A 5,244-nucleotide genomic window follows, 5' to 3' on the forward strand; every position below is an offset into this window, starting at 1 on the left:
CGTCGATGCCGCCGTGCGGGAGCTGGCCGAGGAAACCGGCCTGGCCGTGCGCGAGGACGACCTGCACCGGATCGAGGTCTACGACGAGCCTGGCCGGGACCCCCGCGGCCGGTACGTCTCCACCGCCTACCTGGTGGAACTTCCCACCCGGCCCGAGCCCCGCGCTGGTGACGACGCCGCCCGTGCCGAATGGGTCGCCATCGACGACCTGACCACCTCGTGGGAACCGATGGCGTTCGACCACGCCCGCATCCTCATCGACGTGCTGCAGGTACTCACCGCCCCGCCGCTGACCGGGCAGCAGCAGTGACCGCGCCGGCGGCCCCGGGCATCGACCCGGTCGCGGCCACGGACCGCATGCACCGCGCGGGCTGGGGCGCCGCGGATACCCGCGCCATCGTGACTCACGTGGCCGCCCGGCGACCCAGCACCGCCGACGGCCTGACCGCTGCGGTCTGCGATGCCCTCACCGAGCTCGCGAACAACGAGGGCCTCGGCGCCCGCGCGGTGACCGCGCCGCTGCGCGCCGGGGAAGTGATCAGCCTGCTCACTCCTCAAGAGGCAGACCGGGTTCGCTGCCCCCGCTGCCGCCGGGCGCGCCCGGCGGCGACCTTCACCGCCTGGTGGTGCCGCTCTTGCCACACCACCACGCCCCCGGTCGGGAACCGCCGCATCCGGTACCGGGTGTCGCGCCCTGTCGGTGTGGCTGTGGGCGCATGCGCTGCCGCCGTGCTCGTGCACTACCTCGGCCAGCTCGGTCAGGACCGCTCCGCTTCGTGACAGGAGCGCGGGTCCCCGCGCGGCAGCGTGGGGACCCGCGCCTCTCTCAACGCTTCCGGCCGTCATCCGTCAAGACCGCGGCCCGGAGGCGTCCCTTTGTGGAAGGAGGACCCCAGTATGAAGGACTGGACCCGCAGCGGGGCGTGCCGCGAGTACGACCCTCGCGTGTTCGAACCGACCGGCACTCCTGGGTCGCCGGGCTACCAGCGGCAGGCCCAGCGGCCCCGCGCGATCTGCGCTGGATGCCCGGTGCAAGGGCAGTGCCGCCAGTACGTCCTGACCGCGGGCGAGCCCGTGGGGATCTGGGCGGGCCTGGACCCCGACGACCGCGACGCCCTTTCCCGCGGCACCCACACCCGCCGCCGGGAGTCGGAGAGCGAGCTGCCCGAGCAGGTGGTCGCCATGATCCTGGCCGACCGCTCCCGGCACGGCCGCGTCCCGGGTGGCAAGCGACCCGTCGTCGCGTGAGCACCGCGCTGCTCGCACTGACCGCCGGTGTGGCCGGAGTCGTCCTCCTCGCTTCCGGCCACACCGTGCTCGGCCTCGTCGCGCTGGCGGTCATGGCCGCGATCTACCTGCTCGACCCCCACCGAAATGACCGCACGTGACTCGTGCGTCCGCAGAGTCCGCGCCACTCAATGACCGGCATCCCACCAATCGATTCACCTGCGACTGGTACGAGCCCAGGGAACTGGTTCGTGGTGAGGCCGTGACGCAGCGATGACCACCACGTCTCTCACCCGCCACATGCCTCCGTGCTGATCACAGCACTCGGGCGAGTGCGATCCAGGCCAGGGGCGTGGGCATCGCCCCGGCCACCCAGGTAGTCCGGGTGTGCTCGCAGCGCGCCGACCACGTCGCTGGTTCGGTGCGTTGCGGGGACCGCCCAAGGACGCGGCCATCCGGAACCGGAGCGCACTCAACCTCTCACCGCCGAGGCGCCCCGGTCCGGCCCACCACCCGTAGGAAGTGGGGTTCCATTGTCCATGACGAAGGCGCTGCCGCTGATGGTGCGCAACCGCCAGCCTGGCAGCGAGATCGACGATCCGCAGGTCACACGCCGCCTGGTCGACTGGTTCACCCGAGCACAGGACTACATCACCTCGTTCGTGCCGATCGACGATTCGCATCTCGACGACCCCGACACCCACATGTCCCCCACCCAGCTCCTGAGCCTGGCGATCGGGTTCACCGGGTGCGATACAGCGGAGACGCGGGACAACCGGACGTACACGCTGGTCTACACCGACCCGGCAACCGGGAAGAGAAATTTCCAAACGATCTGCGTGCCCTACTACGCCCCCAGCTCGCCGCTGGTGTTCGAGCGAGACCGCTACATCGACGTCGACGGAGAGCGTCAGTCCGCACCGACCTGCCGGATCGTCTGGAAGCCCACGGGCGAAACCCTCGCCGAAACGCGCTTCCACGCACGGATCTTCGGCGCCAGCAACCACTACTACAGCCGCGTCGCGCCCAACGGCGCCGAGCTGCCCACGGCCGCGATCATCTCCCCGTACTCGACCTGCGCGGGTGGATGTCTGGGCTGCAACCGCAACGAGGTCGGCTCGTGGACTCCGCCGCCGCGCGACTACATCGCCCAGCACGTCGCCGAGCTCGCCGCCGACTACGACCGGCGGGGTTGGGACCGCGCCGAGCTGGTCAGCGTGAACATCACCACCGGCTGCCAGCCAGACGAGTCCAAGGAACTGGACATGATGCTGCGACTGATCGCCGAGTATCGGCGGCAGGGCTTCGGCAACGCAGCGTTCTTCCCGTTCACCTACGCCATCCACAGCTCAGCTGCGATGGAGCAGCTGCGCGAGGCCGGGTGCCTCGGCTTCATCGGCACGGTGGAGACCATCAACGACACCGAGCGGATCCGGCAATGGGGCCGCAAGAAGGGAGCGATCACCTTCGAGATGCATCTGGAGAAGTACCGCCGAGCCCAGGGCGCCGGGTTTCCGATCGTGGAGACCGACTACGTCCTCGGTGCCGACAGCTACGAGGAAATGATGCACGGCATCGCCGAGTTCGACTCCATCGGCGTCGCCGTCGTCCCGAACATCAAGCGCAACTACTCCACCGCCCAGCTCGACAGCAACCACCCCGACATCTGGGACATGGGCATGGCCTACGTCGCTGACGGTTTCCACGCCTGCCTGGCGTCCTACCGACACGGCACCATCAAGCGCCGCGCCGCCCGCTACAGCATCGACTACCTGCGGCGACACGGCTGGCCGAGCCTGACGTTACGGGATCTGCCGATCCGGCACACCTGATGCGGGACCCGCGAGAGGTGGTCTCCTCGAAGGTTTCCTACACCGCCGCTCGCTGACTCGTCGCGGCCTCCCCTGTCCTGTCAGCAGGGGAGGCCGCGACGTTGCCCAGGTTGGTCACCGCGGGAATCGTGAGCACCACCAGCGTGCTCACCGTCAGCCATCCTGCGCCGACCAGCAGTACGGTCTGGCCGCCGACGGCGGCGGCGATCGGACCGGCCGCAGCCAGCGCGGTCGGCAGCAACACCAGATTGCCGAGCTGAGCCCAGGCGGCCACCCGCGACAGGGCGTGGTCTGGGATGTGGGTCTGCAGTACGGTGGCCTGGGTGGCAAGGAAAAACGCGCCCTGGATCCCGACGCCGAATGCGGTCGCGGCCACCAGCCACAGCGGTGCTCCGCACGCGAACAGCAGCAGGTAGGGCACCATCAGCAGCGAAATGGCCAGCCCGGCCCGCAATGGCCGGCGCGGTCGTACTCGCAGCGCCAGCGCGCCCCCGGCGAGGCTGCCGACCGCCTGCACGACCCCGATGGTCGCCCACCCTGCGGGACCGCCGTAGGACTGCTCACTCAGCAGGGGACCGGCGACCATGTGCGGGCCGATGACCAGCGCCTGCAGCAGCGCTCCATAACCCAGCACTACCGCCAGCCACCGGGTGGTGATCACGTAGTGGGCTCCGTCGCGCACCTGCCGCCACAACCCGACCCGCACCTGGGGATGCCGTGCCGAGGCCGGCAGACGCAGCCTCAGCAACGCCACGGTGCTGGCGGCGAACGTCGCGGCGTCGAGCAGCAGGGCCACACCCGGGCCCGTGACGGCCACCAGCACACCGGCCAAGCTGATCGACGTGATCTTGTTGGTGTTGCCAGCGATCCCCAACAACGCGTTGGCCTGCCGCAGCTGGGCATGAGGCACCAGCGCGGGCACCAGACCGGTGGCGGCCGGACTGAACAACGCGGTCCCCACCCCGGCCACGGCCTGCAACATCACCAGCAGGAGCACACTGGCCTGCCCGGACAGCAGCACCAGTCCGGTCGCGGCCTGCGCCGCGCACCGCAGCACGTCAGCGCACACCATCACCCGCCGCCGGTCCCACCGGTCTCCCAACGCGCCGCCCAGCAGCACCAGCAGCGCGATCGGCACCCGGTTGGCCGCCAAGACCCATCCCACGTCGGCTGCAGAACCCGACAAGCTCAACGCCGCGAACGCGATCGTCAGCGGAACCAGGCTGTCCCCGGCGGTCGAGAGCACATGCCCCGCGAAATAGCAGCGGAATCGGGAATGGCCCAGCGGCGCCCACCAGCGGCCGTCATCGGCCACGATGCCACGGGAAGAGGACGAGTAACGCACCGGCTCATCCAACCGCATCCCGCAGCCCGACTGGCGTTTCTCCACGCGAAACCGCGACGAGGAGTTCCTTCGCCGCACTTTGCCCCGAGCGCGCACCAGCAACACCACACCACCAGAGCTGTGCCATCCACCCCGACGACGAACGGAGAACCCATGGATGACCCGAAGACCATCGCCGCGCACCTGCGCACCCTCGACACCGTGGAGGAGGGCGAGGCCTACCTCACCGCGCAGGGCGTGCACCGGGACCGCGACGGGCTGGTTGCCGTCGCTACCGAGCTGCGGCTGACCCGCATGGAGCGGGCGACCAAGCCTGAGCTGGTGCGGCGGATCCTTCAGCAGGCGATCTCGGCGCGGCGCAAGTTCGAGGGCCTGCGGAAATGGTGACGGCCAGGTCAGCCTGAACGGGCAGGTGATCGCCCGCGCTGGACCACCGCAGATGTGACACTCACGCCGCAAGGTGGGCCCGCTGGTTTCCTGGCGGGCCCACCTTGCGCTTCATGGTGTTGCGCGGACACGGAGTCTGGGTGACCGCTGGTACCTCCAGAGGGCTCAGTACGCCGCGGAAACGCAACCGGCTGGGACACCCGGCTTGGACGCCACCCCGGCCGGTACCCGTGTTGGTACCCCGGCTGGTACCCCCACCGCGCGACGAGCGCTGCCGTACACGGTGGGGACGTGGTGAAACGCCCACCGTGCCTGAGCTGTGGGTTCCTGCCTGCGAGCGCGGTAATGTCCGGCGTCATAGCCTGGTGGTCCCCGCGTTGCCTGTGGAGGTGTCATCATGCACCCGCGTTTCGATGGACCGCCCGAGCCACGGGAGCTTGACTTGACCAGCCC

At 69.8% G+C, this 5,244-nt stretch carries 7 protein-coding genes; 6 read left to right on the top strand and 1 reads right to left on the bottom strand.

Annotated elements, in window-relative coordinates; translation table 11 throughout:
- The 5 genes from ABD976_RS29480 to ABD976_RS29500 form a co-directional block, all read left to right on the top strand.
- Window positions 1-310: NUDIX domain-containing protein (locus tag ABD976_RS29480; RefSeq protein WP_345368328.1), on the top strand; the 310-nt coding region annotated here is incomplete at its 5' end.
- Window positions 307-780, top strand: a complete 474-nt coding sequence (locus tag ABD976_RS29485) for a hypothetical protein (RefSeq protein ID WP_345368329.1) — start codon at window positions 307-309, stop codon at window positions 778-780. The genes ABD976_RS29480 and ABD976_RS29485, both read left to right, overlap by 4 nt.
- Window positions 781-897: 117 nt before the next feature.
- Window positions 898-1,248: a WhiB family transcriptional regulator gene (locus ABD976_RS29490; protein WP_345368330.1), complete on the top strand. Its 351-nt coding sequence runs from the start codon at window positions 898-900 to the stop codon at window positions 1,246-1,248.
- Window positions 1,245-1,388 (top strand): hypothetical protein, encoded by a 144-nt coding sequence (locus ABD976_RS29495; protein WP_345368331.1) that lies wholly within the window; start codon window positions 1,245-1,247, stop codon window positions 1,386-1,388. Before ABD976_RS29490 ends, ABD976_RS29495 begins: the two co-directional genes overlap by 4 nt.
- A gap of 378 nt (window positions 1,389-1,766) precedes the next feature.
- Entirely contained in the window at window positions 1,767-3,059 is a 1,293-nt protein-coding gene (locus ABD976_RS29500) for a radical SAM family protein (protein ID WP_345368332.1), read from the top strand.
- A gap of 37 nt (window positions 3,060-3,096) precedes the next feature.
- Here ABD976_RS29500 and ABD976_RS29505 read toward each other — a convergent pair whose 3' ends face one another.
- Window positions 3,097-4,509: an MFS transporter gene (locus ABD976_RS29505; protein WP_345368333.1), complete on the bottom strand. Its 1,413-nt coding sequence runs from the start codon at window positions 4,507-4,509 to the stop codon at window positions 3,097-3,099.
- Between the two features lie 48 nt (window positions 4,510-4,557).
- Between ABD976_RS29505 and ABD976_RS29510 the strand changes: the two genes are divergently transcribed.
- Window positions 4,558-4,791, top strand: coding sequence for a hypothetical protein (locus ABD976_RS29510; protein WP_345368334.1), 234 nt, complete (start codon window positions 4,558-4,560; stop codon window positions 4,789-4,791).
- The last annotated feature ends 453 nt before the right edge of the window (window positions 4,792-5,244 follow it).

The organism is Saccharopolyspora cebuensis (assembly GCF_039542665.1).
GTDB lineage: Bacteria > Actinomycetota > Actinomycetes > Mycobacteriales > Pseudonocardiaceae > Saccharopolyspora > Saccharopolyspora cebuensis.

Bases quoted from the DNA above. Each gene is read 5' to 3' on its own strand.
- ABD976_RS29490 (WP_345368330.1), top strand. From the start codon at position 898: ATGAAGGACTGGACCCGCAGCGGGGCGTGCCGCGAGTACGACCCTCGC.
- ABD976_RS29500 (WP_345368332.1), top strand. From the start codon at position 1,767: ATGACGAAGGCGCTGCCGCTGATGGTGCGCAACCGCCAGCCTGGCAGC.
- ABD976_RS29510 (WP_345368334.1), top strand. From the start codon at position 4,558: ATGGATGACCCGAAGACCATCGCCGCGCACCTGCGCACCCTCGACACC.